Genomic DNA, 24,793 nt, shown 5'->3' with positions numbered 1-24,793 from the left:
TTATGTGGGAGACATCACAGTAATTCAAAAATGAATCATTTAATACTTACGTGCATTGCACCTCCTTATCTATTTCGATGAAGGTGCGTGGCTCGTCGGTTTTTGAACATGGCATGAATATTGCATTATGTATAGTAACGAACAAGTCACTACTTACATTGTGTTTTCCAATATAGCTTGAAAGGGAGAGAGCGCCATGGACTTTTCATTAACAGAAGAAATAAAGTTTCTGTGTAAAGGTGTTCAGAAGTTTGTTAAAGAGGAAGTTGAGCCTGTTGCAATGGAAATTGAACAATCCAATGAAATCCCTGAAATCGTAAAAGAAAAATCGAAAGAATTAGGTTTGTTCGGGATTAGCATCCCTGAAGAATACGGTGGCCTTGGCCTCGATATGGTCGGGAAATGTGCCATATATGAAGAATTAGGAAAAACCCATAACGGATATACGACTTTGATTGGCGCCCATACTGGTATCGGCTCGGTTGGAATTGTAGAACTTGGCACCGAAGACCAAAAACAAAAATACTTACCTAAGATGGCCACAGGAGAATGGATAGGTGCCTTTGCTTTGACGGAGCCGAGTGCAGGGTCCAATGCTGCCAATCTAAAAACGAGAGCCGAGAAAAAAGGAGATAAATATATTCTAAATGGCTCCAAGCATTACATCACCAATGCGGTTGATGGTCACGTTTTTACAGTGATGGCCGTAACCGATCCGACAAAAGGTGCCAAAGGCATAACATCCTTTATCGTTGAAAAAGATTTTCCGGGCTTTCAACTTGGGGCGGTGGAAGAAAAGATGGGGTTAAGAGGATCTCATTCAGCCGAGTTGTTTTTTGAGGATATGGAAGTACCAGTAGAAAATGTTCTTGGGGAAGAGGGGCAAGGATATGTGAATGCCCTTAAGATCCTAGCGAATGGTCGAGCGGGATTGGCTGCAAGGAATCTAGGCTCGTGTGTAAAGCTCCTTGAACATTGTATGGATTATGTATTTGAGAGAAAGCAGTTTGGAAAGCCGTTGTTCGAACAGCAGGCGATTCAACATATGTTAGCCGACATTAGCGTTCAAATTGAAACGTTGCGGTCGTTAACGTATCGAGTCGCTTGGATGACCGATCAAAAGCAACGAGTGGTACGAGAAGCGGCTATAGCCAAACTTTACGGATCGGAAGTCTATAACAAGGTAGCTGACTTAGCTGTTCAAATTCACGGGGGAGTAGGATACATGAAGGATTATCCGATCGAACGCTATTTCCGTGATGCGCGAATCACGAAAATTTATGAAGGAACATCGGAAATACAGCGAAACATTATTGCCGGAGAGTTAAAAAGAGGGGGAGGTAAGTAAATGCGAATCACCATTCACTGAGGTACCAATCTGAAGTAATGAGGACGTTTTGAAATGGATGCATTGAAAACATGGGTACTCAAGCTTTTAATCGGGATTTATGTGATTCATACGTTAGTGATCATCCCTTATGGTGAAACGATATTGGCGACATTAACAGCTGTGGTGGTCGTTTTATTGCTTAGTCATTTAAGAGGTTTTTCGAGAGTGATGAGCGCTTTTATGCTGGTGACCGGATTTTTAATCATTTTCGCAACAGGAAACCTTGGATTAATCAAGAGCAGTCTAACGGTTAACCTTCCTTTGGTTGTGTTATTGGTGACGGTTCCTGTTATGGGTTTTCCTCTGCGTTTAGGAAAATATGATGAACAGTTGAGTCATTTTGTTAAAAAACATGGCCGAAACAATAACAGACTGTTCTTCTCCATAACAAGCGTCTTTTTTCTTATTGGACCGGTGATTAACATGGGCTCAATTAAGCTAATGAACAACTTGGTAGAGAAGCTTTCCTTAGCTAAGGGCCTGCTTGCGAGAAGCTACATGCAAGGATTTACCTCCACTCTGTTATGGTCTCCCTTTTTTGCATCGTTACTGCTTGTCCTTAATTTAGTCGGTGTTTCTCTTTACACATATCTGCCTTTTGGTCTGGGGATTGCCCTTCTTCATATTCTCGTAGCAAATGTCTTGTATTCCCAGTTCGCCAAAGACACTGCTTTTTCTTCCGCAGGCATCCAAACCGTAAGGATGAGAAGAATCTATGAGCTGATTGTTGTATTTGTTCTATTCTTTGGTGCTGTCTTTCTTATTGATCGACTCCTCGGTATTAGCATGATTATTAGCGTCACGTTCGCAGCCGTATTTGTAGCGATTATTTGGAGTATGTACTTGAGAGTTGGCACAGAGTTCGTTGGTCATGTGAAAGAGTATAGCGGGAAGACCATTCTCCTAAGTTCAAACGAGGTGGTTCTTTTTACAACAGCCGGCTTTTTCGGAGCTGTGATAGCTACAACAGAGGTGGGGACTTATATTAACCGGTTTGTCCTAGCGATTAGTGAGTCCTCGGTCTTCTTTCTCATTCTATCCATCATCGTCATTACAGCATTACTGGCACTAGGTGGTGTGCACCAGATTGTGACGATTACGGCTTTGGCTACAACGGTCAGGCCGTTGGAGGTTGGCGTAGACCCCCTTATCTTTGCTTTGACCCTCATGTCTGCCTGGTCGCTCGCAACGATTGTTTCTCCCATATCAGCAGCCAATGTCATTGTCATGAACTTACTCGGACGGGGATATAAAGAGATTGCATTTACGTTTAATGGGGCGTTTATTCTCGTAATGATCAGCCTATATACACTCTTTATTTACGTGATTCATTTGTTTTTCACATAACTTTTTTGGAGGGATAACCATGAATATTTTTGTACTAATGAAACGAACGTTTGATACAGAAGAACAAATTGTGGTCAAAGACGAACAAGTTGATGAGTCAGGTGCGGAATTTATTATTAATCCTTACGACGAATATGCGATTGAAGAAGCAATCTTACAGAGGGACGAGCACGGAGGAGAAGTGACGGTCGTGACGGTCGGAGACGAAGAAGCGGAAAAAGAGCTCCGCACGGCATTGGCTATGGGGGCGGACAAAGGAGTGCTTATTGATCGAGAAGAAATCGAGGAACTTGATCAGGCAGGTATTGCCCTTATTTTATCCACGTACTTGTCCGAACAAGAGTATGACCTGATTCTATGTGGAAACGTAGCCGTTGATGGAGGAAGTGGTCAAGTCGGACCAAGAGTGGCGGAGCGTTTAGGAATTGCACAAGTGACGACTGCCACCGCGATCACGATTAATGGAAGTCAGGTAACGATTCGTCGAGATGTTGAAGGAGATGAAGAAGAAGTGGAAGTGTCACTTCCGGTTTTGATTACGGCTCAGCAAGGATTAAATGACCCTCGCTATCCGTCTTTGCCGGGTATTATGAAGGCGAAAAAGAAACCTCTTGAGGTGATAGATTTGGATGACCTTGATCTTGATGAAGAAGATTTTGAATTAAAGACAAGGAATGTAGAAGTGTTCCTTCCTCCTAAGAAAGAATCGGGGGAAATGATTGATGGAGAGCCTGCTGAACAGGTGAAAACGTTGATTGCGGCGCTAAAGATTTAACACAAAAAAGAGCTGGAGGAGATACCATGGGGAAAAAGGTACTTGTAATTGGAGAAGTTCGTAACGGGGATGTGCGCGGCGTTTCTTATGAGGCTGTATCAGCAGGGGTGGACATAGCGAATGGTGGAGAGGTCGTTGCAGTGGTGTTAGGAGAAGACGTGAGATCATTAGCTGAGCCGTTTATCTCTTACGGATCAGATCGAGTCATTGCGGTGAACCACCCACAACTGAAAGGATATACCACTGACGCGTATCAGCAAGCGATTCTACAGGTGATCGACGAAGAGAAGCCTGATAGCATCCTAATGGGGCACACATCGATTGGAAAAGACCTTTCACCGCGGCTGGCTATGAAGCTTGGCGCAGGACTCATATCTGATGCCGTCGCTGTTGAAGTCTCAGGAGAAGAAGTGGTCTTTACTCGACCGATTTATTCAGGAAAAGCGTTTGAGAAGGAAGCGCCTGTAGGAGAAAAAGTGATGGCAACGATCCGTCCCAACAATATCGAGGCAAAAGAGCAAGATGAGTCAAGAACAGGGGCTGTTGAAACCTTTGATGTCGTGTTAAAGGACTTACGAACGGTGATTAAAGAAGTCGTCCAAAAAGCAACAGCAGGAGTTGACCTGTCTGAAGCGAATGTTATTGTAGCGGGGGGACGTGGCGTTAAAAGTAAAGAGGGATTTGAGCCGTTACAAGAACTGGCCGACTATCTAGGAGGGGCAGTAGGTGCTTCTCGTGGTGCGTGTGATGCGGATTATTGTGATTATGCGTTGCAGATCGGTCAAACGGGAAAGGTGGTTACACCTGATCTTTACTTTGCCATTGGAATATCCGGAGCGATCCAACACTTAGCCGGGATGTCCAACGCGAAAACGATTGTGGCCATTAACAAAGATCCGGACGCTCCCATTTTCGAAATCGCCGATTATGGGATTGTAGGGGATCTGTTCGAAATTGTTCCTCTCTTGCTGGGCGAACTGAAGAAAGTGGAAGTTAGGTCGTAATCGAGTGAAAAGATAGGAAGAGGGATGCGTATGTACGACTTTATCATTGTTGGAGGCGGCATTGTCGGCCTGTCGACGAGCATGGCATTGTACAAGAAGTATCCATCAGCAAAGGTGTTGCTGATTGAAAAAGAAAAGGAGCTGGCAACGCATCAAACCGGTCATAATAGCGGTGTGATTCATTCAGGCATCTACTATAAGCCGGGAAGTTTCAAGGCTCGATTTGCGAGAGAAGGAAGCCAATCCATGAAAGCGTTTTGCGAGAAACATGACATAGAGCATGATATTTGCGGAAAGGTGATCGTCGCGACAAAAAAAGAAGAGCTACCACGACTGGAGGCCTTGTATCATCGAAGCGTTGAAAATCAATTGAATACTCGTATGATTGATCAAGGTGAACTAAAAGAGATTGAACCTCATGTAAATGGAGTCGCAGCCATTCATGTACCTGGAGCCGGGATTGTCAATTATAAACAGGTAAGCTTGGCATTTGCGAAGATCGCACAAGAGCAAGGGTGTGAGATCCTTCTCGACACCCAAGTCACACACATTGATGAGGGTAAGGATGTGGTAACCGTTGAAACAAACCGAGGGAATTACCAATCGAAGTACATCGTCAATTGTGCCGGGTTACAAAGCGATCGTGTTGCGAACCTTTCAGGATACGTGACCGATGTGAAGATTGTACCGTTTCGAGGAGAGTACTATAAGCTCAAACCGGAAAAGCGAAGCCTCGTTAAGCATCTAATATACCCTGTACCAAACCCGGACTTTCCTTTTTTAGGCGTTCACTTTACTCGGATGATCGGAGGAGAAGTGGAAGCAGGACCAAATGCGGTTTTGAGTTTTAAGCGAGAAGGGTATAAAAAAACGGACTTCTCCATGAAAGACATGGCTGAAGTCCTTACGAATCGAGGATTTTGGAAGCTTGCCGGAAAGTACCTTGGTGAAGGTATGGGTGAAATGAAAAGATCCATTAGTAAATCAAGCTTTACGAAGAGTCTTCAAGAATTGATCCCGGAGATCCAATCAGAAGATCTAATCAAGGCTCCTGCAGGTGTGAGGGCACAGGCGTTAAAAGACGATGGCCAGTTAGTGGACGACTTCTATGTCATCAAAGGAAGCCGAACGATTCACGTATGTAACGCACCTTCGCCTGCTGCGACAGCTTCGATTGAAATCGGAAAATCCATTGTGAACCAAATGAATGTTACGATTGAAAAGACGACAACCGTCCTCACGCCTTGAGGTCGAGAAGAAGGGGAGGATAAAAAATGACCAAGCCCAATATCGTATTTATTGCAGGACACGCGCGCTTGCCACAAGGGATGGCCGCCAAAAGTATTTTTGACACACTCACGATTACTGCCGAGGTGGAAACGAGGTACGGGGTGGTTTTAGAAGCTTCATGTACACTAGCTACAGAACATGGGCGATCCTTTATCGGCGAGATCCTAAAAGGTGTGAGTTTAAAAGATGGCATCGATTCGTCCATTCAAGCCATCCAATCCTCCTATTACGGAAAAGCGAATAATGCCCTCGTAGCTGCATTGAAAGATCTTCATTTGCAGTACGAGCAAATCAAGTCAAGGTGATAATTCGGAATAATCTAACAATTTATTGACTTTTCTCTCCTTTTTCATTACAATGTATGTAGATGAATCATTGCCGTTGGGAATTTGCCTTCCCAATCTCGCAATCATCCTCAACCTATAATTAAATGGAATAATAACAATAACTGTATCATTTACAATGACTCTATCCACAATAGAGCAGGAATGTAAATATAGCCGGTTATATTATGAGTGGTTTCATAATATGGCCGGCTATTTTTGTTTCGTTTTTTCGCATAAATGGTGTGAAGGATGGATGCGGGGCACATTGATAAAACACGATGATACGATGCCCTGTTAGCTAAACGACCTTTACAGAATAACCACCATGGATGGCGAAACAAACGCCTTGTATACACTGTGGGCAAACCAAATTCCCAAGGAGGATGACACATGAGTGTTGTTAAAACAAACGAAGGCAAGGTAGTAGAAAAAACGGACTATTTTGAGGTAGCAGAGCATTCGCAAAGCAAACGGCTTTTCCACATTGATATTAATAAAGAAGTCATTGAAGAATTCTTAAACGAAGTGAAGGACGTATCGGTTCAACAATTAGAATATGTTCCATACATGCGCTTTATCGTTGCTGACAAGTTGAACACCCTTTGTGGTAATCAATTAAAACAAGTGCTCACTGATATCTTGTACGACCGGGAAACAGGAGGGTATACGATCGGTACAAAAAACCTAACCTCTGACCCAAATGATTACGTCAAGTTCTCAACAGCCATCACCCATATGATTGGTGAGCCGAACTTTGACTCCATGTCAGGAAAATACTATGCAAGATTCACGGTTCAGCATGAAGACAATAGTGACTCCTATCTAAGACAACCCTATCGTCTTTTTACCCTTCACACAGACGGAACGTTCGTCGATGAAGCAACGGATTGGCTCTTGATGATGAAGATGAAAGAGGAAAACGCTACAGGGGGAGAATCGAGACTTCTGCACCTAGACGATTGGGATGAGCTTGATACGTATTTAAATCACCCTCTAGCCACAAAGAAAATTACGTACAAAGCGCCTGCAAGTAAAAACGTGACGAAAGAAATTAACCGGACCACGTTCTTTAAGCAAAACAATAAACCTTGTATCAGCTTTATTGATCAATTTGCTTATCCGAAGAGCGTTGAAGAGGCGAGCTACTTAAAAGGACTCTCTGAATCAATGGAAAATGATCCGTCACTAATTGAGTTGAAGTTACCTGTAGGAGATCTTGTCGTACTAAACAATGCCTTCTGGTTACACGGAAGGGCTGCCTTCGAGAAAAACACAGAGCTTAACCGCGAGCTCCTTCGTCAACGAGGTAGTTTCTTAAGTTAAGGAGACGTTGACAAAGCAATGATGAGAGCCACTACCTGAGGAAGGCATACGCCTTTTTCAGTGGAGTGTATCATCATTGCTTTTTTCTTTCCCTCTCGTATGTATCGAAGGACCTTGATCATACGTTCAATCGAGTTAATTCAAATATGAATCAAGAGTCATGATTGAATTAGTGAAGATGATACAAAGGAGTAACGACCATGCCAAGTTGACTTGCTTACTTGGATTTTGTGACGGAGAGGTAAAGAAAAATTCCCGTTCATTAAGAAGATGAAACCTATTAGAACAACCATCACATTCGTACATAGAGTTGCTTAGCCCTTATTTTTTATCAAAATGTAAGCGTTTTATCTTTTTTGGCACGGTTCTTGCTTATCTATACAGTATCAAATTAAAGGGAGCGTGTATCACATGGTAGCAACAGCAAGTGAAGTAAAACAAATGACAACAATGATCCGTAATTTTGTAGAAAAGGAAGTTGAGCCTTATGCCCAACAAATTGAAGACGAAGACCGTATTCCTGATCACCTAGTTGAAAAAGCGAAAGAGTTAGGGTTATTCGGATTAAGCATCCCAGAAGAATACGGCGGAATCGGACTCAATACGGTTGGGAAAGCAGGAGTCCTCGCTCAGTTAGGACGAACCCATAACGGCTATGTCTCTCTTATCAGTGCTCACACGGGGATTGGGAGTACGGGTTTAGTAAAGCTAGGATCGGAACAGCTAAAGCAAAAGTATCTACCAGCGATGGCATCAGGTAACCTTATTGGAGCTTTCGCGCTGTCAGAGCCAGGGGCGGGATCGGACGCTACTAATTTGTCTACACGAGCAGAAAAAGTCGGAGACAAGTGGATTTTAAATGGGATGAAGCACTTTATCACCAACGGACCAATTGCAGATGTGATTACCGTTTTCGCCGTGACGGATAAAGAAAAAGGTGCTAAAGGAGGCATTACCGCTTTCTTGGTAGAGAAGGACTTTCCCGGATTTTCCGTAGGAGCGAAAGACAAGAAAATGGGGTTAAGAGGTTCTTATACATCACAAGTCATTTTTGAAGACTGTGAAGTACCTGACGAAAATGTAATTGGGGAAGTGGGTATGGGGTATGTGTCTGCCCTAACGATTCTTGGAGAAGGTCGAGTAGGGCTGGCCGCTAGAGCGGTTGGGTCATCTGAAAAGTTAATTGAGCTATCAGCCCAGTACGCAATGGAACGAAAGCAGTTTGGTAAGCCAATCGCCGATAACCAAGGAATTCAATGGATGCTTGCAGATATGGCAACGGAAACAGAAGCTGCCAAACAGCTAACGATGAATGCGGCGAGACTGATCGATGAAGGGAAAAAAGCCATTAAAGAAGCGTCTATGGCGAAAATGTTCGCTTCTGAGGTCTTCAATAAAGTAGCTGACCAAGCGGTACAAATTCACGGAGGGATCGGATACATTGCCGAATACCCAGTGGAGCGCTTTTACCGTGATGCGAGAATCACGAAGATCTATGAAGGGACTAACGAAATTCAACGAATCATTGTAGCGAAGCACATTTTAAATGAGGTAGCACGATAACCATAAAACGGAGGGGTTTGAATGAACGCAGATCAAATCAAAACCATTAGTGTCATCGGCTCAGGGGCGATGGGTTCTCAAATCGCTATGGTAGCGGCCTTAGCGGGATACAATGTGACATTACAAGATATACAAGAAGAAAGTGTAGCAAAAGCAAAACAAGCGTTACGAGACAGGTTAGAAAAACGAGTAGCTAAAGGAAAGATATCCCAAGAAGAGGTGGACGAAGCCTTTTCGAACATGATGTTTACCACTTCCTTAAAGGAAGCGGTTCGTGATGCGGACTTTGTCATTGAAGCGATTGTAGAAAACTTGGAAATCAAACGAACGCTCTTTAAAGATGTTGACCAACTTGCTCCGCCACACGCGATTTTGTCAACGAACAGTTCAACCATTGTGAGCTCAAAAGTGGCTGATGCTACTAACCGTCCTGAGAAAGTGTGCAACTTTCACTTCTTCAATCCTGCATTGGTGATGGAGATGGTTGAAGTTGTACAAGGGCCGCACACGTCTGAAGAAACAGCCGATGTGGCTATGGAACTGGCAAGGAGGTTAAACAAAACACCAATTTTGTTGAAAAAAGAAATCTCAGGATTTGTAGCCAATCGAATCTTAGGGAAGTTAATGAACGAAGCTTTGTATTTATATGAAAATGAAATTGCTACGGCAGAAGAGATTGACCTTGCTTGTACAAAAGCTTTGAACCACCCAATCGGGCCTTTTGCCTTAATCGACCTTACTGGGCTGGATGTTCATTACAACGTGAGGCAGCACCGCTTTGAGGAAACCGGAAATGAAGAAGATAAACCGTCTCCAATCATTGTAGAGAAAGTAAAAAAAGGAGAGCTTGGCCGAAAATCAGGTAAAGGATTTTATTCATACAGCTAGTGATGAAACGCTGTTGTCGAAGAGAGTGTTGCTTTTATACAAGAAAGGTTGAAGCGGAAGAACCCGAGACTCCTGTAGCTGTGGGGGCAATGCAAGACCAAACAAGGATACTATCATTTTAGTGACAAATAGAATATACAAAGAAGCTACAACCTAAAAGAAAACAAAAAAGGAGTGAACGGGATGCCGGGAACATCAGAATCATTAAAAGGACGATTTGAAACAAGCCCATTTTTTGCTCACTTAGGTTTTAAAATAGAAACCTATGAAAAAGATAAAGTAGTTTTAAAACTACCGGTTCAACAGCATCTCATAAACACAAACGGTACCGTTCACGGAGGCGTATACGCGACCATGCTCGATAACATTATGAGCATGGTTGTACGAAACGCGATTCAAGAGGACATTGTGACAGTGAATATGAACATCCATTTCCTAGCACCAGTGGAAGCAGGGGAGCTCTTTGCAGAAGCCACAATCCTTCAACAAGGGTACCGAATTGTGACGTGCGAAGGAGAGATCTATAGCAATAACCAAGTGGTAGCTAAAAGTTCGGGTACGTTTAAAGTTAAGCGCTCTACATAGGTGTATGTAGATTAAAAAGAGGGGTGAAAACATGAGTCGAGATGATATCGTGATCGTAAGTGCGGTTCGAACAGCAATCGGAAAATACGGTGGGTCACTTAGGAATATTGATTCAGGGTTTTTAGCGTCGGAGGTAATAAAGGAATCCCTAAAAAGAAGTTCTCTGCCAGCGGACCTTGTGGATGAGGTGATTATGGGAGAAGTAAGGCAAACGACGAAATCATCAAACGTAGCCCGAGTAGCCGCTTTAAGAGCAGGAATCCCGGAAGAGACACCAAGTTATACAATTAACCGGCTATGTGCATCGTCCATGCAAGCGATCGTGTCCGGTGCCCAACAGATTATGACAGGCTATGGTGAGGTTATTATAGCTGGCGGGACGGAGAATATGAGCGATTCTCCTCACTATCTTAGAGGGGCGCGATTTGGTGGGGCTCCTACGTTAGTAGATCCGAATACTGAAAACGGTCAGCAACCGATGGAGGTGTTCGGGGATCGATTGGGAATGGGACAAACAGCTGAAAATGTAGCTGAACAATATAACATCTCTCGTGAAGACCAAGATGCTTTTGCCGTTCAGAGTCAGGAAAGGGTAAAGCATGCCCAAGAAACAGGGGTGTTTAATGACGAAATCGTTCCCATTGAGGTTAGGGAAAGAAAAGAAGTGAAACAGTTTGCCACAGATGAACATCCTCGTCCATCCACGACGTTAGAAAAGCTTGAAAAACTAAAGCCTGCGTTTAGGGATGGGGGAAGTGTAACGGCCGGTAATGCTTGCGGGCGAAACGACGGTGCGTCAGCGGTGGTTCTTATGAAGCAATCAAAAGCGGAGGGATTAGGATTAAAACCACTTGCTAAGATAACGGGGTGGAGTGTAGCCGGCGTATCTCCAAAAGTGATGGGGATTGGGCCAGTACCAGCCGTTCAGAAATTATTGCAGTCAACAGGGGAACGGATTGAGGATATTGGTAGAATCGAGTTAAACGAAGCTTTTGCCTCACAAGCTTTAGCGGTCATTAGAGAGCTGGAATTACCGATGGAAAAAGTGAACGTAAACGGTGGAGCCATTGCACTTGGTCACCCATTAGGGGCTACGGGAGCTCGAATTGTAACTACACTTGTTCACGAGTTAATCAGGAGCAAAGAGAAAAAAGGGATTGCTACCTTGTGTGTAGGTGGAGGACAAGGAATGGCAATGATGGTCGAAACCGTTTAAAAAAGTCCGGAGTGTGTTTTCTGATTATTCAGTAACCTGAAAGAGTATAGAACGACCACGGAAAGAGGAGGGAAGAACATGAAGAAGGAAGAGGGAAAGGTTAGTTTGGAAGTTGAAGAGGAAGAAAGGAGTAACTTTGAGCAAGCGTTGGATCGTACAAACGGTTGGTCAAAGTTATACCGAACCTGGAGACTGTTCCTTTCTGCAATAAGCATTGGTCTGGCATTGTATGTGTTGTACGCAGCTACGTTTGGAGGAATGCCGGCATGGCAACATAGAGCAGTTTTTACGTCTGTTGCACTTTTCCTGTGTTTTAGTTTTGTTCCATATAAAAAAGGGAGAACGAGACTGCATCCTCTCTTTGACATCGTACCTCTCCTCTTATCCGGGGCACTTGTGGTTTTTACGTATACAGCATATCCAGATGTAGCTATGCGGGTAGGGAATGTCATTACAATTGATAAAATCTTCGGTACGTTGATGATTGCGCTGATCGTTGAAGGGGTTAGACGTACAATCGGTATCGTCATGGCAGGATTAACCTTGTTTTTTACCGTGTATGTCTTTATTGGACCTTGGTTTCCTGGATTGGCTGGTCACCCTGGGTACAGCTACAACCGATTAATCGATACGATGTTTATTTCGACGAACGGGATCTTTTCAGATCCGATTTATATTGCCTCCACCGTTCTCATCTTGTTTTTGCTTTTTGCATCGATTTTGTTGAGAACAGGGGCAGGACAGTTCTTTATCGATTTTGCCTTCTCCATCACAGGCCGCATGAGGGGAGGGCCAGCATTAGCGTCTGTCCTCTCCAGTGGGATGATGGGGACAATCACTGGTAACGGCGTGGCTAATGCCACAATGACAGGTCCTTTTACAATCCCGTTAATGAGAAAAGTAGGCTACTCGAAGAACTTCTCGGGAGGGATTGAGGCTGTCGCATCTCAAGGTGGTCAGATCATGCCGCCGATTATGGGAGCCGCGGCGTTTATCATGGCTGAGTATACGGGAATTCCGTTTATCCAGATTGCAGCATATGCATTAATACCCGCCATTTTGTACTTTTTCATGGCCAGTGTCATGATCTACCTTCAGGCAAGAAAACAAGGCATTCAAGGTATGCCAAAAGAGCAGCTTCCGAACTTCTGGGAAGTAGTTCTAAAAAGAGGCTACCTTATGATTCCTCTGATCTTAATTATCGTACTTATGGTTCAAGGGTATAGTCCGATGCGAGCTGGGGTTTGGGCGATTGGATCGTTAATTTTAATTAGCTTTATTCGAAAGGAAACGCGCCTTTCTTGGATTAAAATGCTCGGCGCCATTGAATCAGGCATTAAAGGGTCCATTTCGACGATTATGGCCTGTGCTGGTGCGGGAGTCATTACCGGGGCCGTCATTATGACCGGTCTTGGGACGAGGTTTTCTCGAATGGCCATTGACCTCTCTGGTGGAGAACTGTTACCGATGCTTTTAATGATTATGGTTGCCTCTATTATTCTTGGTATGGGTATGCCGACGGTTTCAGCGTATGTCATTCTTGCAACAGTGGCTGTAGGTAGTTTAACTCAGCTAGGCGTTTCCGTTATTGCAGCTCACTTGTTTGTGTTTTATTTCGGGATTTTCTCGGGCATTACGCCGCCAGTGGCCATTACCTCTTACATTACGGCAGGTATAGCCGGAGGGGATCCCATGCGGACATCGTTTCAGTCATTAAAAGTGGGGGTTGCCGCGTTTATCTTGCCATATATGTTCATCTACAATCCAACGATTTTGTTGGAAGGAAGTGTACCAACAATTATCTTGGGTGTTTCTACAGCCACGGTAGGCTTAATTGCATTCGCTTGCGTGGTTCAAGGCTACATGGTAACGAAGACGTCGATCTTACAAAGAAGCGTATTATTGGTTTCCGCGATTTCACTTGTTATTTTTGAACCGATATCGGATGGAATTGGAGTTGGCCTCTTTGCGGCAGTATTTTTGTTTCAGTGGTTTAAAAATAAGAAAAGCACGGTTATGGAAGTGCAAAGGAAGAGTAGCCGGGACTTACCATCCACAAACAGCCATATGGGTTAACGGAAGAGAAAGGTGAGAAGGAATGGAGAGACCTTGGAAAACGTTTTATCCACCGTCTGTCGAACCAAACATTGTCATTCCAACGATGCCCTTGTTCTCCTTATTGAAGCGGGCATGGGAAGAGCAACCTGATGGTCTCGCTGTAGTGGACGGGGAGGTCCGTTGGAGCTATCGAGACCTATATAAGAACGTTGTTTCTTTTGCCTCATCGTTATGGAATAAGGGATTTAGACCAGGTGACCGATGCGTGTTGATGCTATTTAACTGTAAAGAATACATCATCACGTACTTTGCCGTAATGAAGCTTGGAGGAACGGTCGTACAGGCCAATCCTTTACACTCCATTGAAGAACTAAAAAGAGTGGTGAATGATTCAGAAGCAAAGTGGATCGTTACAGAGGCTAAAGAGTGGGAAAAGGTGCATGAAGCAAGTAAACACAAGGAAACGGTGAGATCAATCCTCACGTGTGACGGTTCGATTAGGAATGGAGCATTATGCTTTGAAGAGATGGTTCGAAAAGGACAAGGTGGACGAGTTCCTGATGTGAACATTGATCCTGAACGTGACATAGCTGTTTTTCAATATACAGGAGGCACAACGGGGAAAAGCAAAGCTGCCATGCTCAGCCATCAAAACATCTTATCGAACGTCTGTCAGAATGAGCATTTCACGGTAAAAAATCTAAGTAAAGCCGACGAAAAACTCCTAGGTGTTTTACCTTTTTATCATGTGTACGGGATGAGTGCCGTCCTCCTTTTGGCTGTCTATCGAGGTTCGACGGTGATTTGTATCCGCCGATTCGACCCTAAGCATCTTTTAACCACGATTAAAAACGAAAAGCCGACTCTCTTTTCCGGTGTGCCAACAATGTATATGGCACTATTGCAACAAGAAGAGGCGACACCTGAGACGATGCAGTCGTTAAAGCTCTGCATGGCCGGCTCAGCACCATTGCCTAAAGATGTGATTCGGGTTTTTGAAGAAAAAACCGGTGCTGACATTCTGGAAGGGTACGGGCTTTCTGAAACATCGCCTACTACTCACCGCAATCCTGTAGGGGGTTTGCGGAAAGTTGGGAGCATCGGCATCCCCGTTCCAAATACCGACTGTCGCATTGTGGATCAAGTAAACGGGAACTGTGACATGCCTGTAGGAGAAATAGGAGAGCTTGTGATTAAAGGCCCCCAAGTGATGAAGGGTTATTTAAACCAAGAAGAGGAAACTCGCTTGGCACTTAGAGACGGCTGGCTTTTTACAGGCGATTTAGCTTATATGGATCCAGATGGGTACTTCTTTATCGTAGGCAGGAAAAAAGACCTCATTATTGCAAGCGGTTACAACGTATATCCAACCGAGATTGAAGATGTTCTTTATCAACATCCTGCGGTAATAGAAGCGGCCGTTTACGGTGTTTACGATGACTACCGAGGTGAAACGGTCCATGCTTCCATTGTTTTTCATGAGGCGACGTCAATCGATCCTAGTCAACTAAAAAAGTGGTTAAAAAAGCGTATTGCCAATTATAAAGTACCAACCCATATTGACGTCAGAACTTCGTTACCAAGGTCAGGTGTTGGAAAGTTACTCAAGACGATATTGAGAGATGAAGCTGAACAAAATCGAAAACAGAAAGAGGGATCGCGATGAAAAAGTGGGGAGCTTTTGTAGGTGCTGCAATGTTGTTAATGGTTGCTGGGTGTGGGGAAGAAAGTGCCGGCGGAGATGATAGGGATCTAAGACACTCTCATATTTCCGGCCCGACTGCCTCTGGTTGGTATCCCTTATCCACCTTATTAACGGATGTTTGGATGGATGAGTTGGATGGTTCCAACATCACGGTAGTAGAAGGGGGAGCGATCGGGAATATCCGTGAAGTAAATACGGGAACCGATATGCTAACTGGTATGGCTTTTGCTTCTGATTTTGCGGATGCTGTGGCGGGGAGAGGTTCCTTTGATGGTGAACCACAAGAAGATGTGATGGGGATTGCCGTTCTTTATCCGACCCTATGGAATTTTGCTGTCCTTGACTCGAGCCCTTACCAGACAATTGAAGAGGCAATTGAAGGGGGAGCAGATATTATCCCTGGACAAGCGAACGATGCAAGCTCCCAAACCGCTCACCGTGTTTTTGAAGCCATGGGTTACTCCATTGAAGACATCGAAGCGAATGGAGGAAGCGTCACATACAACGGGTATGGTGACGCGAACAACCAATTACGTGACGGAACAATTGATATGGTCGTGCAAGGGGGATCTCCTTTTGTAACGGGTCTTGCAGAGCTTGACACACAAAATCCGATTAGACCGCTACCGATTCCAGACGAAGCCCTTCAAGTACTTGATGAAGCAGGATACGGGTATAACATTGACATGGCTATCCCCGCTGGTTCTTACAACAACCAGGATGTAGACGTTCCTACAGTAGCGACAGATGCCATGATTATTGTAAATAAAGACATGAACGAAGACACGGTTTATGAGCTCACAAAAGCGCTATGGGACAATCTTAGTCGTTTCCAAGAAGAACAGCCTAATCGGGGTGATTATTTCGATCCTGAGCTTGGATACCACGGGCTTGTCGATCCTGATGTGAATATGCATCCAGGAGCGAAGCGTTATTATGAGGAGATTGGCGTTGTGGAAGAATAAAATATAAGACGAGACCTCATTCGCTGTTTAGACGGATGGGGTTTTGCTGTTTATGAATTAGGGAGGCAGAAAGAGTTTTAACCATTTCTAGTTCCTTTTTTAGCAAGAAAGAGAGCGTAAGGAGAGGATTACTGTATATCTTTTTATTCCCTTTGGTGTTCTCTATGTCATTATAAATGGTTTTTTGGGGCTTTCCATTCAATTCAATAATCCATAATTTGTTATATTTATCCAAACCGAAATCGACACTCAATTCTCCCAACAAGCCATAATGTTGTTCGACTTCTTTTGCAGCCAGCTTACTAATTTTCTTTACACGTTGAATGAGTTTACGCCGTTGGCTTTTAGGTAAATATGTTTCAAGAATTTCTTTTGTTGGATGAATGGATTCATACATACTCGTATTGTAACACTGAGGATAAGTGACCCTGGAGGTTATAGAGGAAATGCTCCATTTTCCCTCCTTGTTCTTTTGTGTGAGACACCGTATATCAAAAATACGATCTTCAAGGACTTTAAGTTCAATGGCTTGTTGGATTATATATGACCTTCCCCGACAAAGGTTTTTAATCTTTTTCGGCAGGTCCGTTAAAGTGCATATTTGTGTAGGGTATGTCGTGTGAGTGGAGATATGGACTTCACCTGAATCTTGTAAGGTAAGCCGGTATACTTTGTTTCCTTTGGAGCCGAAAACAGGTTTTAAAAAGACAGATTTGTATTTTTTTAAGTAAGATTGTAATCGTTCACTTGTGTAGGTATAGGTGTGAGGTAAAAATGGCTTTAAACGTGAGCGTCGCAAAAATTGATAGATCTCCAACTTGTTGAATCGAGTAATTTTGTTAAAACATTTCGCTTTACCTAGCTGATTTTCGAGCTTTTGTAACGCTTTGAACTTCTTCTTATAGCAACGATTATAAACCACATCAGGAAACTGAAAGTGACGTTGTTTCCACTTTCCCCCTCTTTTGTGAAGACCAATGATTCGATTCTTTTCCCAAAGAACATCCTTTTGTGTAAATGCAAAAAGTTGTACGTTCCTACTTTGGTTACCTTCGTATAATTTTAAGGCTCTTTTCCTTTGTTTTTTCCCCTTTACCAAGATGCCTACAAGTGTATTCGTTTTCAATTTCAATTTAATTCCTCCGCCCATTTCACTCCTTTATTTTATGTTTTGTAATGATGCCTGAATGGGGAAGTGCCTAGAATATTGAGTAATTATTAAAGAATTCTTTAAATGTCTTTTTGGGCAAGCACCTTAATAATGGGTGTGCATGTAATAAGATGACTATTCTTTTTCAAGGGGATGAGAAGGTGGGTAATCATAATGGCATCCCGGGACCACCAGGGCCACGGGGACCAACAGGACCATCAGGGCCGCCTGGGGCTGCCGGACCTCAGGGGCCAATCGGTCCAGAGTTTTCTGTATGCGACTGCTGTGTACAGCCGATGCAAGCGATTTTGGAACAACTTAGAGGTGTGGAAGTTATTCTCCCTACAGTAGCTGATCAAGTGAATGAGCCGCCATTGTTATTTATCGTAACGATTGAGGAAGTAAATGATTTTTTGGTCACGGTAAGGGACGCTTTTGATGTGATATCCATTGTCAGTATTCATGACACACTTGGAGTTGCTTATATACGAGGTACCGGTCCTGAAGTCCAATTGGAACCTCCGGTAAATTTGCCCGGAGAGTGCAACTGCCAAGAGCGGGCTCTAAGGGAAGAGTTCAATGGGTTAATTAACCAAGTTGTTGATATTCGTTTGCAACAAAATTTCGTTGCTGAAAACGTGACAATAGAGAGAACGGGACTAGGAATTGTAGCGGCTACTCAGCCGTTTTTCAATGAGTTTATTTTAACCACTTTAGTCTCTCTATGTAAGATAACATTGGTTGATATTCATGACATACCTGAGTAGGGGTTTAGTATAAATGATCCTTAAAAATAGGAGTTGAGATTATGGGGCGACATAACGGAATTCCCGGACCACCGGGACCACCGGGACCACAAGGGCCACCTGGACCTACGGGGCCACCAGGACCGCCAGGAGACAATTTTAGCGTATGTGATTGTTGTGTATTTCCGATGCAAAGTATCTTAGAGCAACTGGTCAATCAGGTGGTGACGATTTCCACTGATTCGGATCAACCGAACATGGCACCGTTATTAACCGACGTAACGATTACAAGTGTAAATGATTTTTTAGTGACTGTAGAAGGTGAAAGCGGCACTTCCGTTGTGAGTATTGCGGATGTTTTAGTCGTAGCCTTTGAGCCGGGAACAGATATTCAACTTGAGCCTCCGGTGGATTTTCCTGGCGAGTGTAACTGTCAGGAACGACCACTACGAGAACTGTTTGATGCCTTGATAGGCCAAACGGTTGCTGTTCGTCTTCAACAGAATTTTGTTTCTGAAGACTTCACCGTTCTTGCAACAGGTTTGGGTATTGTTTTCGGTCAGCAAACCATTTTTGGTGAGTTTGTGGAATCGGCTATTTCCCTATGTAAAATTACCCTTATTAACCCACCTCAATAAAGCATATCCTTACCATCCTTTATCGGATGGTTTTTGTTTTTAACCGATGTTCTTGTGCTCTTCTAATACAATCGTTGGTAATTGGTCAGGTGGTTTTTTGATTTTTAGTGGATACAAATGTGTTTTTGAAGGGAAGAATTATTTTGCCGTTTATTTCATCTGGCAAAGTTAGATCACTATTTTCAGAAAACCTCACTCATTTTATGCGGGTGGTTTTTTTGTGTTTGACAACATTAATCATTCTTCATTTCCCTCTCATCGTTCTCTAATAAAACTCAAAGGGTCTCTCACACACTATGCTGTGGGGTCTGTGAATCCTCTGGGTAAGCTCCCATCATTTCTCGGGTGTGAAGACGTCGCCACTGCAAAAAATAGAACTAAAAAAGAGGCGGAGACCATGAATTTAATTACATCCTTTAGTGAGAAAAGACGGACGAAGCAGTGGAACTATGAACGGCGGGTACTCCGCAGTTTATCCATAAGCGACCTTAGAAAAGATGTGCATCAGCACTTTATGACAACGATCTATATGGACAGAGTGAGCAACATGTATTTAGAGGATTTTTGTGTAGATGTAGGGATCGATGCGTTCTTGCTCGGGTCCGAATACGGACGCTTCGGTTATTACGGCGAGACCGCTGAAATAACGAAAGAGCGGTGCATCGATGACATTGATATTTACATTGAACAGGCCAGTGGACAGTTCTTGGCATGGCTAGGAGGCTCTGAGGCCGACGAGGAGCGTTACAAACAGATGAGTGAGACGTTTGTCCATCAATGGTGGGAAAGAGGTTTTAACGAAGGAATGAGACGGTACAAAATGAAGCTCCATTAAACAATTTCAGTTCTGAACCCCTCTCTTGTCCCATATAGTTATGGTGTAGACAAGGGGGGGAGCCGTTGTGCGTAAGTGGTGGATGTATGGACTTAGTATCGTGGGCTTAATCGGCATTATTATACTTGTACAATATGCGTTTACGAGCAAGGATTCAGCAGGGTTGAGTTTGCCTTTGTCTGGGAAGGTCATCGTCTTGGATCCGGGGCACGGAGGAATAGATGGAGGGGCGTCATCTCGTGCAGGAGATTTGGAAAAGGACATTGCTCTTCAGATCACGTTTATCTTGCGGGATTATTTGCAAGAATCGGGAGCTCTTGTTTTGATGACAAGAGAAGGGGACCATGACTTGGCAGCTGAAGGGACGAAGCGTATTCGTTCGAGAAAAGTGGAAGATTTGAAACGACGTGTGGCTTTAATCAATGAGTCGGATGCGGATCTGTTTATCAGTCTGCACTTAAACGCCATTCCGACTCCGCAGTGGAGCGGTGCCCAGACCTTTTATAACCGTGCTGTGGAAAAAAGCGATGTACTTGCTAAACAAATTCAAGCAGAGATTATTCGGAATTTGGAGAATACAAACCGAGATGCAAGGCCAATCAACAGCATTTATTTAATGCAACAGTCGAAGATTCCTGGAGCACTTGTTGAGGTCGGATTTTTGTCCAACCCAACAGAAGCGGAATTGTTAAAGTCAAAGGATTATCAACAAAGCGTAGCGGCGTCCATATACGAAGGGATTCTTCGCTATTCATATGATGAGCCAATACCAGGAGCAGGTCAGTGATGACCTGCTTCTTTTTTTGTTGTTTAGGAATTTATAATTCTTCTTACATGACTCTTTGTACTTCTTTTATTCGTCTAGCTTCAGCGCCAACGAGCTCGAGGTCATTTCATTCCATCAGATGAAGCTTGCGTAGCCGCTTCGAACTGATGGCCTCCCTCAAATGCTTGTACTTCCAGCATAAGCGCAACTTAGGCTTTCGCCATTGTGGGCGAAGCACGTGTTTTCTTTAACACTCGTGATCCAGGCGCTTGTACTTTTGTTCCTAAAAATCAAGTGTATAACGGGCGAGAAGAAGGACTGGTCTGTGTTATACTAGGAAATGTAATCGAATACATAGAGGGCGGTGTTACCATGCTTACAGAACAACAAGTGCTTGATGCACTCAAAGACGTGCAAGAGCCGCACTTAGGAAAAAGTCTAATCGAACTTCAGTCTGTAAAAGAAGTGAAGATTAAAAATAATCTCGTGAGCCTGAAATTGGCGATTGCTCAACCGGGTACAGCTGAACAAATGCAACTGCAACAGGCAATCGTAAGCGCAGTAAAAGGAGCTGGAGCTGAATCGGTCGGTCTTCGTTTTGAAAAGCTATCCGATGAAGTATTGGCAAAACACGGTGGCGGGGATGGTGAAGAGGAAAACGAAACGATCCTTGACCGTGCTAAAAGTGGAAAAACCACGTTTATCGCAGTCACAAGCGGTAAGGGAGGCGTAGGGAAGTCTACTGTTAGCGTAAACTTAGCCACGTCCCTTGCTCGAAAAGGGAAAAAAGTCGGTATCATTGATGCGGACATTTACGGATTTAGCGTACCTGATATGATGGGTATTGAAGAAAGACCCAAAGTCGTGGGCCAGCGCATTTATCCTGTTAATCGCTTTGGTGTTCAGGTCATCTCCATGGGCTTCTTTGTAGAAGACAACTCGCCGATTATTTGGCGTGGACCGATGCTTGGTAAAATGCTAAACAATTTCTTCAACGAAGTGGAATGGGGCGACCTTGATTACCTCGTGTTGGACCTTCCACCAGGTACAGGGGATGTGGCACTGGATATTCACTCCATGATTCCACAATGTAAAGAGATCATCGTTACAACACCACACGCTACAGCTGCGTTTGTTGCTGCTCGTGCCGGTGCGATGGCTCTAAAGACGGACCACGAAATCCTTGGAATTGTTGAAAACATGGCTTACTTTGAGAGCAAACTTACGGGCGAGAAAGAATACGTTTTCGGTACCGGTGGGGGAGAACGATTGGCAGAAGAACTTCGTAGCGAAATTCTTGTGAAGATTCCACTCGGCCAGCCGGAAATTGACGAAGATAATTTCGCGCCGTCTGTGTATGATGAAGACCATCAAATTGGACAGATTTATTCGGATCTGGCAGATTCTGTTATTGATAAGATTGGAAAATAGTTTGTTGCTCGTAGACAATAAGTCTACGGGCTTTTTTTACCTATTTTAAGCCAAGAGAACCTTTATTTTAACGAATGGTTTTAGACCCTTTGGCAAAAATATATAGGTGGGCAATGTCCACGTAACTTCCAAAGGAGGGTGTATGATGGGCTTTTTTGATTTTTTTAATGACAAAGATAACAAAAAGCGTGATGAGCGTGAGAATGTGAATGAGGAAAATAGGGATACGGAATTCGCAAGAGATGACGCGCATATTGATCTTCGACAAGAAGAGTTAGATATCCACAAACACAGAGACGAAACAGGGGATGTGGAAATCCATAAAGATATCGTTGAAGAGGAACAAACGGTAAATGTTCCTGTTTCCCACGACCAAGTTGTCATTGAAAGAAAAGCTGTAGACCACGAACCGACGGATGAGCCAATCTCAGAAGAAGAAACTGTTCATATTCCAGTTACAGCAGAAGAGGTGGATGTTGAAAAACATACTGTAGTGACTGGAGAAGTTACTGCTCATAAGCGCTCTGTTGAAGAAACAGAACAAGTCCATGACGTTCTTCACAAGGAAGTAGCGGATGTAGAAACACATGGTAAGGCAGACGTTGTAAACGATATGAATAACAAGTAGTGCTAAGAAAGGTGTCCAATCAGTCCGTCTAATGACGGTGCCTTGGATACCTTTTTTCATACTCATTTCTGCAATGGGCAAAATAGAAAAAACGTTATTGAAGGGAGAAAGGTATGGGACGATTTGTTATAACGGGGTTATTTGCAGGGGGACTGTTTGGGTGGGTTACAGGGTATCTTTTAGCCGGTGTGGTAGTAGGGGGAGTGGTCGGTGTTCTTCTTGCTAATGCGATAAGAGGGAGAAGAAATAGTGTGGCTGAAAATAAACAAGGGTCTTCTGAACAACTAATTAAACTTAAAGAAGAACAGTTGGAGATAAAAAAAGAACGAGTGACTGTAGGTGATGTTACTGTTCGCAAAGAGGTGGTTGAGGAAGAGAAAACATTCAAGATACCGGTTAGACGTGAGGAAATGGTAATTGAGGTTGGGGACGAAGAAGAACTCCGGATACCCGTTAAAGAAGAAGAAGTGGAGATAACAAAACACCCAGTAAGAATAGCGGAAGTGGATGTGTCAAAGCGGCAAGTCGAAGAACTGGAAACCGTAAAGGTTCCAGTGAAAAAAGAAGACGTTCATGTTGATGTTGTTGGTCAGGTAGATGTAAAAGAAGAATAAAGAAAAGTAAAAAAGCAGCGGTGACCCGCTGCTTTTGATCTGACCTTGTTCTACTTTGGGTACTACCGCTTTAACCTCCGCCGCCTTGGCCGGATGTTTGTCCCATCTGTTCTTCTTCTGGTTTCTGGCTATCATCTTGTTCGGGTTCTTCTTGTTCTTTGTTTTCTTCATCTTGTTTTTCCATTTGTTCTTTTGCTACATCACCTAGAATTTGATTTAATTTCGCCATGAAATAAGGACTTTCAAATGCTTCAGCCATTACATTCATCACTTGCTGGCGATATTCTTTGCTCTGCATGAGTTCGAGAAAGTGTTCTTCCATCTCAGGATCGTGCATGACGTCTACGAACATCTGTTGATATTCAGGGTCTTTCATAAGTCCTTTTAAGATTTTTTCGTTTTGTTGTTGCATGCTTTCGGCTAAGGTTTGCTTGAACTCCGCATCTTTGACCATTTCATTCCAGAATCCTTTTCCTTGGGCGGTAGTAAGTGTGTTTTCAATCGTATCCTTTACGAACACTTGGTCCATAACAACGGAACCTCTAACCTTTTCATCTTGGAGTACTTCTTGTATGGCTTGTTTTCCTTCATCGGTTTTCAACATATCGACCATCATCTTCTTTGTATCTTCATAATCGGGCTGACTGCCTTGGTCTTCCATGGCTGCGCAACCGGATGTTACGAGTATACACATAATAAAAAATGAATAGGCCGCTTTTTTTAAGACACGATTCAATTGTGTCAGCCCCTTTATTCTCTGTCTTTTTTCTTAATATGCGTAAAAAGGAGGGGGTTTATGCGACAGAAGGGAAGTTGCATCTCGTTGGCACGAATGGAGAGTTCAGGTAATGAAAAAAAGTGGAATTTGGTGCCTGGAGTTTGGTACAATGTTGGGTGGCATCTATACAATATCGGGGGCAGAATAGTGAATACACGAAAAGTCGTTTTTTTATTTTATAGTACGTTTATCATCGGAACCACTGCGGGGGTTCTAATGGGACTGTTTTTAGATTTTGGAACCCATATGCAAGATTTACGGGAAGGGAACCTAGGCGGGATGTTCATGCTCTTTGTAGGAGCGGGAATTTGGACAATCATCTCTCAAATGGGCTTCTTTGCTTATTTAACGATTCACCGTTTCGGATTAGGAATTTTTAAAAGCACACAGCTATGGAACCGTGTCCAGGTTGTTTTAATTGCATTTGTGTTGTTCGATCTGGTCTTCTTTAGGCACCTTGCTTTTGCAGACGATGGGGAATCGTTCGTTGGCTATCTAATATTACCACTGTTTCTTCTTGGATATAGTGTAATCGTTTCTTACCTGAAAGCGAAAGATACGAACTTTACCGCCTTTATTCCAACGTTGTTCTTCATGGTTGTGGTGACGACGATTGAGTGGATTCCTGCTCTTCGTGAAAATGACCCAACATTCCTGTGGACGGCCCTTGTGCCTCTTCTAGTGGCGAATACGTGGCAGATCATGGTCCTTCATCGCCTTCATCAGCAACCGAATAAAAAAGAACCTAAAAAAGCTTAGCCTCGTCGCTAAG

Annotated in this window: 24 protein-coding genes; 22 read left to right on the top strand and 2 right to left on the bottom strand. The window is 43.6% G+C overall.

The window, feature by feature from the left end; genetic code table 11:
• The first annotated feature begins 196 nt into the window (after positions 1 to 196).
• The 14 genes from G476_RS0101815 to G476_RS0101750 all read left to right on the top strand — a co-directional run bounded on the left by G476_RS0101815 (position 197) and on the right by G476_RS0101750 (position 16,435).
• Positions 197 to 1,348: an acyl-CoA dehydrogenase family protein gene (locus G476_RS0101815; RefSeq protein ID WP_026688587.1), complete on the top strand. Its 1,152-nt coding sequence runs from the start codon at positions 197 to 199 to the stop codon at positions 1,346 to 1,348.
• A 54-nt stretch (positions 1,349 to 1,402) separates the two neighbouring features.
• The gene (locus G476_RS0101810; protein WP_026688586.1) at positions 1,403 to 2,737 is read left to right on the top strand and encodes a hypothetical protein; all 1,335 of its coding nucleotides are present in this window, start codon (positions 1,403 to 1,405) and stop codon (positions 2,735 to 2,737) included.
• A 19-nt stretch (positions 2,738 to 2,756) separates the two neighbouring features.
• On the top strand, positions 2,757 to 3,512 hold the full coding sequence (locus G476_RS0101805) for an electron transfer flavoprotein subunit beta/FixA family protein (RefSeq protein WP_026688585.1): 756 nt from the start codon (positions 2,757 to 2,759) through the stop codon (positions 3,510 to 3,512).
• 26 nt (positions 3,513 to 3,538) lie between these two features.
• Entirely contained in the window at positions 3,539 to 4,516 is a 978-nt protein-coding gene (locus tag G476_RS0101800; RefSeq protein ID WP_026688584.1) for an electron transfer flavoprotein subunit alpha/FixB family protein, read from the top strand.
• A gap of 30 nt (positions 4,517 to 4,546) precedes the next feature.
• Positions 4,547 to 5,764, top strand: coding sequence for an L-2-hydroxyglutarate oxidase (gene lhgO, locus G476_RS0101795; RefSeq protein ID WP_026688583.1), 1,218 nt, complete (start codon positions 4,547 to 4,549; stop codon positions 5,762 to 5,764).
• A 26-nt stretch (positions 5,765 to 5,790) separates the two neighbouring features.
• Complete coding sequence (locus G476_RS0101790) at positions 5,791 to 6,111, top strand: DUF3870 domain-containing protein (protein WP_026688582.1); 321 nt, start codon at positions 5,791 to 5,793, stop codon at positions 6,109 to 6,111.
• A 411-nt stretch (positions 6,112 to 6,522) separates the two neighbouring features.
• A complete protein-coding gene (gene glaH / locus G476_RS0101785) occupies positions 6,523 to 7,455 on the top strand; it encodes a glutarate dioxygenase GlaH (RefSeq protein WP_026688581.1) in 933 nt (310 codons plus the stop codon).
• 411 nt (positions 7,456 to 7,866) lie between these two features.
• Positions 7,867 to 9,018 carry an acyl-CoA dehydrogenase family protein gene (locus G476_RS0101780; RefSeq protein WP_026688580.1) on the top strand — a complete coding sequence of 384 codons (1,152 nt, stop codon included), beginning with the start codon at positions 7,867 to 7,869 and terminating at the stop codon, positions 9,016 to 9,018.
• Positions 9,019 to 9,039: 21 nt separating this feature from the next.
• Positions 9,040 to 9,906 carry a 3-hydroxyacyl-CoA dehydrogenase family protein gene (locus G476_RS0101775; protein WP_026688579.1) on the top strand — a complete coding sequence of 289 codons (867 nt, stop codon included), beginning with the start codon at positions 9,040 to 9,042 and terminating at the stop codon, positions 9,904 to 9,906.
• A gap of 183 nt (positions 9,907 to 10,089) precedes the next feature.
• Complete coding sequence (locus tag G476_RS0101770) at positions 10,090 to 10,491, top strand: PaaI family thioesterase (RefSeq protein ID WP_026688578.1); 402 nt, start codon at positions 10,090 to 10,092, stop codon at positions 10,489 to 10,491.
• 31 nt (positions 10,492 to 10,522) lie between these two features.
• Positions 10,523 to 11,707, top strand: a complete 1,185-nt coding sequence (locus G476_RS0101765) for a thiolase family protein (RefSeq protein ID WP_026688577.1) — start codon at positions 10,523 to 10,525, stop codon at positions 11,705 to 11,707.
• A 78-nt stretch (positions 11,708 to 11,785) separates the two neighbouring features.
• Complete coding sequence (locus G476_RS21100; protein ID WP_084405558.1) at positions 11,786 to 13,783, top strand: TRAP transporter permease; 1,998 nt, start codon at positions 11,786 to 11,788, stop codon at positions 13,781 to 13,783.
• Between the two features lie 22 nt (positions 13,784 to 13,805).
• Positions 13,806 to 15,431 (top strand): long-chain-fatty-acid--CoA ligase, encoded by a 1,626-nt coding sequence (locus tag G476_RS0101755; RefSeq protein WP_026688576.1) that lies wholly within the window; start codon positions 13,806 to 13,808, stop codon positions 15,429 to 15,431.
• Positions 15,428 to 16,435 (top strand): TAXI family TRAP transporter solute-binding subunit, encoded by a 1,008-nt coding sequence (locus G476_RS0101750; RefSeq protein ID WP_026688575.1) that lies wholly within the window; start codon positions 15,428 to 15,430, stop codon positions 16,433 to 16,435. Before G476_RS0101755 ends, G476_RS0101750 begins: the two co-directional genes overlap by 4 nt.
• Before the next feature lie 16 nt (positions 16,436 to 16,451).
• Here G476_RS0101750 and G476_RS21095 read toward each other — a convergent pair whose 3' ends face one another.
• Positions 16,452 to 17,585 carry a YheC/YheD family endospore coat-associated protein gene (locus tag G476_RS21095; RefSeq protein WP_051314616.1) on the bottom strand — a complete coding sequence of 378 codons (1,134 nt, stop codon included), beginning with the start codon at positions 17,583 to 17,585 and terminating at the stop codon, positions 16,452 to 16,454.
• Positions 17,586 to 17,746: 161 nt separating this feature from the next.
• On the opposite strand from G476_RS21095, the gene G476_RS21090 reads away from it, so the two are divergent.
• The 7 genes from G476_RS21090 (at position 17,747) to G476_RS0101710 (ending at position 23,243) form a co-directional block, all read left to right on the top strand.
• A complete protein-coding gene (locus tag G476_RS21090; protein WP_051314615.1) occupies positions 17,747 to 18,352 on the top strand; it encodes a hypothetical protein in 606 nt (201 codons plus the stop codon).
• 41 nt (positions 18,353 to 18,393) lie between these two features.
• Positions 18,394 to 18,969 (top strand): hypothetical protein, encoded by a 576-nt coding sequence (locus G476_RS21085; protein ID WP_051314614.1) that lies wholly within the window; start codon positions 18,394 to 18,396, stop codon positions 18,967 to 18,969.
• Positions 18,970 to 19,366: 397 nt separating this feature from the next.
• Positions 19,367 to 19,804: a DUF2521 family protein gene (locus G476_RS0101730; RefSeq protein WP_026688574.1), complete on the top strand. Its 438-nt coding sequence runs from the start codon at positions 19,367 to 19,369 to the stop codon at positions 19,802 to 19,804.
• A gap of 82 nt (positions 19,805 to 19,886) precedes the next feature.
• On the top strand, positions 19,887 to 20,591 hold the full coding sequence (gene cwlD, locus G476_RS0101725; protein WP_026688573.1) for an N-acetylmuramoyl-L-alanine amidase CwlD: 705 nt from the start codon (positions 19,887 to 19,889) through the stop codon (positions 20,589 to 20,591).
• Between the two features lie 351 nt (positions 20,592 to 20,942).
• Positions 20,943 to 22,001: an Mrp/NBP35 family ATP-binding protein gene (locus G476_RS0101720; RefSeq protein WP_026688572.1), complete on the top strand. Its 1,059-nt coding sequence runs from the start codon at positions 20,943 to 20,945 to the stop codon at positions 21,999 to 22,001.
• Between the two features lie 142 nt (positions 22,002 to 22,143).
• Positions 22,144 to 22,629 carry a YsnF/AvaK domain-containing protein gene (locus G476_RS0101715; RefSeq protein ID WP_026688571.1) on the top strand — a complete coding sequence of 162 codons (486 nt, stop codon included), beginning with the start codon at positions 22,144 to 22,146 and terminating at the stop codon, positions 22,627 to 22,629.
• 113 nt (positions 22,630 to 22,742) lie between these two features.
• Entirely contained in the window at positions 22,743 to 23,243 is a 501-nt protein-coding gene (locus G476_RS0101710) for a YsnF/AvaK domain-containing protein (RefSeq protein WP_026688570.1), read from the top strand.
• Positions 23,244 to 23,313: 70 nt separating this feature from the next.
• Here the strand turns inward: G476_RS0101710 and gerD are convergent, their stop codons facing one another.
• Positions 23,314 to 23,979 carry a spore germination lipoprotein GerD gene (gene gerD / locus G476_RS21080; RefSeq protein ID WP_342664031.1) on the bottom strand — a complete coding sequence of 222 codons (666 nt, stop codon included), beginning with the start codon at positions 23,977 to 23,979 and terminating at the stop codon, positions 23,314 to 23,316.
• Positions 23,980 to 24,039: 60 nt separating this feature from the next.
• Here gerD and G476_RS0101700 point away from each other — a divergent pair, with 60 nt between their 5' ends.
• Positions 24,040 to 24,780 (top strand): KinB-signaling pathway activation protein, encoded by a 741-nt coding sequence (locus G476_RS0101700; protein WP_342664030.1) that lies wholly within the window; start codon positions 24,040 to 24,042, stop codon positions 24,778 to 24,780.
• Positions 24,781 to 24,793: the final 13 nt, after the last annotated feature.

This window comes from Alteribacter aurantiacus DSM 18675 (genome assembly GCF_000429705.1).
GTDB classification, from domain to species: domain Bacteria; phylum Bacillota; class Bacilli; order Bacillales; family Salisediminibacteriaceae; genus Alteribacter; species Alteribacter aurantiacus.
The sequence above is the reverse complement of the archived record's forward strand: the minus strand, read 5'-3'. Positions and strand labels throughout refer to the sequence as shown.

Excerpts from the sequence above, each read along its gene's own strand:
- G476_RS0101815 (WP_026688587.1), top strand. The coding sequence starts at position 197 with ATGGACTTTTCATTAACAGAAGAAATAAAGTTTCTGTGTAAAGGTGTT.
- G476_RS0101810 (WP_026688586.1), top strand. The coding sequence starts at position 1,403 with ATGGATGCATTGAAAACATGGGTACTCAAGCTTTTAATCGGGATTTAT.
- G476_RS0101805 (WP_026688585.1), top strand. The coding sequence starts at position 2,757 with ATGAATATTTTTGTACTAATGAAACGAACGTTTGATACAGAAGAACAA.
- G476_RS0101800 (WP_026688584.1), top strand. The coding sequence starts at position 3,539 with ATGGGGAAAAAGGTACTTGTAATTGGAGAAGTTCGTAACGGGGATGTG.
- lhgO (WP_026688583.1), top strand. The coding sequence starts at position 4,547 with ATGTACGACTTTATCATTGTTGGAGGCGGCATTGTCGGCCTGTCGACG.
- G476_RS0101790 (WP_026688582.1), top strand. The coding sequence starts at position 5,791 with ATGACCAAGCCCAATATCGTATTTATTGCAGGACACGCGCGCTTGCCA.
- glaH (WP_026688581.1), top strand. The coding sequence starts at position 6,523 with ATGAGTGTTGTTAAAACAAACGAAGGCAAGGTAGTAGAAAAAACGGAC.
- G476_RS0101780 (WP_026688580.1), top strand. The coding sequence starts at position 7,867 with ATGGTAGCAACAGCAAGTGAAGTAAAACAAATGACAACAATGATCCGT.
- G476_RS0101775 (WP_026688579.1), top strand. The coding sequence starts at position 9,040 with ATGAACGCAGATCAAATCAAAACCATTAGTGTCATCGGCTCAGGGGCG.
- G476_RS0101770 (WP_026688578.1), top strand. The coding sequence starts at position 10,090 with ATGCCGGGAACATCAGAATCATTAAAAGGACGATTTGAAACAAGCCCA.
- G476_RS0101765 (WP_026688577.1), top strand. The coding sequence starts at position 10,523 with ATGAGTCGAGATGATATCGTGATCGTAAGTGCGGTTCGAACAGCAATC.
- G476_RS21100 (WP_084405558.1), top strand. The coding sequence starts at position 11,786 with ATGAAGAAGGAAGAGGGAAAGGTTAGTTTGGAAGTTGAAGAGGAAGAA.
- G476_RS0101755 (WP_026688576.1), top strand. The coding sequence starts at position 13,806 with ATGGAGAGACCTTGGAAAACGTTTTATCCACCGTCTGTCGAACCAAAC.
- G476_RS0101750 (WP_026688575.1), top strand. The coding sequence starts at position 15,428 with ATGAAAAAGTGGGGAGCTTTTGTAGGTGCTGCAATGTTGTTAATGGTT.
- G476_RS21095 (WP_051314616.1), bottom strand. The coding sequence starts at position 17,585 with ATGGGCGGAGGAATTAAATTGAAATTGAAAACGAATACACTTGTAGGC.
- G476_RS21085 (WP_051314614.1), top strand. The coding sequence starts at position 18,394 with ATGGGGCGACATAACGGAATTCCCGGACCACCGGGACCACCGGGACCA.
- G476_RS0101730 (WP_026688574.1), top strand. The coding sequence starts at position 19,367 with ATGAATTTAATTACATCCTTTAGTGAGAAAAGACGGACGAAGCAGTGG.
- cwlD (WP_026688573.1), top strand. The coding sequence starts at position 19,887 with ATGTATGGACTTAGTATCGTGGGCTTAATCGGCATTATTATACTTGTA.
- G476_RS0101720 (WP_026688572.1), top strand. The coding sequence starts at position 20,943 with ATGCTTACAGAACAACAAGTGCTTGATGCACTCAAAGACGTGCAAGAG.
- G476_RS0101715 (WP_026688571.1), top strand. The coding sequence starts at position 22,144 with ATGATGGGCTTTTTTGATTTTTTTAATGACAAAGATAACAAAAAGCGT.
- G476_RS0101710 (WP_026688570.1), top strand. The coding sequence starts at position 22,743 with ATGGGACGATTTGTTATAACGGGGTTATTTGCAGGGGGACTGTTTGGG.
- G476_RS0101700 (WP_342664030.1), top strand. The coding sequence starts at position 24,040 with ATGCGACAGAAGGGAAGTTGCATCTCGTTGGCACGAATGGAGAGTTCA.